Here is a 1,409-nt window from a genome sequence, read left to right on the forward strand (position 1 = left end):
ACCGCCTACCTCGCGGCCCCCTCCTCCACCGACCCGAGCGTGGCCCCCGAGGGCGGCGAGGCGCTCTACGTCCTGGTGCACACGCCCTACCTGCGCCCGCACCACGACTGGCGTCCGGACGGCCCCCTGTTCCAGAACTACCGGCGGACCATCCTGGACAAGCTCAAGCGCACGGCCGGCATGCCCGACCTGGAGGAACGCATCGTCGTCGAGCGCCACCTGACCCCGCAGGACATCCACGAGCGCTACCGGGTGCTCAACGGCGCGATCTACGGCCTGGCCTCGCACGGGCGGGTGATGGGCGCGTTCAAGCCCGGCAACCGCTCGCGGCAGGTGCGCGGCCTCTACCTCGCCGGCGGCGCCGCCCATCCCGGCCCCGGCATGCCGATGGTGATGATGTCGGGTTGGATCGCCGCCGACGCGCACGACCAGGACGCGCGCGGAACGCTGCGCGCCTCGGCGTGAGTTCCACTCTTCCATCCCCTCCCCCCTCTGCGGGGGAGGGTGGCCCTCGCGTCAGCGAGGGTCGGGAGAGGGGCAGCGCGACGGTACGGGATGAGGCGATTGTCGCGACTTTTCCAGAAGCCTCGCTCCCCTCTCCCGACCCGCTTCGCGGGCCACCCTCCCCCGCAGAGGGGGGAGGGAAACAGCGGCGCCGTCCGCCGCCCGCCCCCCTGCGCCCGGTCTCACCCCCGATCCGCCGCTTCATGGAGGCGTGGTTCGAGCGCTACCTGCATCGGCACTTCGACGCCCTGCGCCTGCCGCACTGGAGCGTACCGCCGTCCCAGGACCATGCCGGCCCGCTGGTGATCTACTGCAACCACCCCGCCTGGTGGGATGCGGCGGTGATCATCGTGCTGTCCGGCCGGCTCTTCCCGGGTCGCGAGAATCGGGCGCCGTTCGACGCCGCCATGCTGGCGCGCTACCGGGTGTTCGAGCGGATCGGCGCCTTCGGGGTCGACCTCGACAGCGCCCGGGGCGCCGCACAGTTCCTGGCCGCCGCGCGGTCGATCCTGACGCGATCGGGCACGGCCCTCTGGATCACCGCGCAAGGGCGCTTCGTCGACACCCGCGTCCGGCCCCTCGGCCTGCGCCCCGGTGTGGCCCGGCTGGCCGAGATCGCCCCCGACGCGCTGTTCGTGCCGCTCGCCCTCGAATACGCGTTCTGGGACGAGCGCGGGGCCGGGGCCTTCGCGGCCTTCGGGCCGGGGATCTCGGGCGCGGCGTTGGCGGCCCTGTCGCGGACGGATCGGCTCGCCCGCCTGGAGGCCGACCTGACCGCGACCCTCGATCGACTCAGCAGCGACGTGATCAGCCGCGAGCCGGATCGCTTCCGGGCCTTGGTCGCCGGCCGCAAGGGCGTCGGCGGCGTCTACGATCTCTGGCGGCGCCTCGCCGCGCGGCTGGCC

At 73.7% G+C, this 1,409-nt stretch carries 1 protein-coding gene and 1 pseudogene; both read left to right on the forward strand.

All coding sequences use genetic code 11. The features are described from left to right. Nucleotides 1-465 (forward strand): annotated as a pseudogene (locus FV228_RS29740) (phytoene desaturase); the annotation flags it as partial. Between the two features lie 242 nt (nucleotides 466-707). Beyond that, the coding region (locus FV228_RS29745) for a lysophospholipid acyltransferase family protein (protein WP_147857729.1) at nucleotides 708-1,409 on the forward strand (702 nt) is incomplete at its 3' end.

Source organism: Methylobacterium sp. WL18 (genome assembly GCF_008040015.1).
GTDB classification, from domain to species: Bacteria; Pseudomonadota; Alphaproteobacteria; order Rhizobiales; family Beijerinckiaceae; genus Methylobacterium; species Methylobacterium mesophilicum.